The sequence below is a fragment of the Kingella pumchi genome, assembly GCF_022288825.1.
GTDB lineage: Bacteria > Pseudomonadota > Gammaproteobacteria > Burkholderiales > Neisseriaceae > Kingella_D > Kingella_D pumchi.
Genome location: NZ_JAKOOW010000004.1, coordinates 1 through 277 on the forward strand (window position 1 = coordinate 1; position 277 = coordinate 277).

1 pseudogene is annotated in these 277 nt (G+C 53.8%); it reads left to right on the top strand.

Annotated features, from left to right (window positions below):
* A pseudogene (locus MB824_RS01240) lies at window positions 1–241 on the top strand (IS110 family transposase); the annotation flags it as partial.
* Window positions 242–277 lie beyond the last annotated feature (36 nt).

Genomic DNA, 277 nt, shown 5'->3' on the forward strand with positions numbered 1-277 from the left:
CAAAGGCAAAGAGCAGATGACAAACTACGGCAACAGACAACTGCGCGGCGCCCTTTTTATGCCCGCAATGGTCGCCTACCGTAACGGCTATTTCCCAGAGCTGATAAAACGGTTAACCAAGAAGAAAAAGCCCAAGAAAGTGATCATTGGCGCCATCATGCGCAAGCTGGCTATCATCGCCTACTACGTCCACACAACCGGCAAGCCCTACGAGCCGCACCGCTATCGGCCGCAAAGCTAGCGGCCGCAGCAAAAAGAAAACGGCAGAAAACTGCCG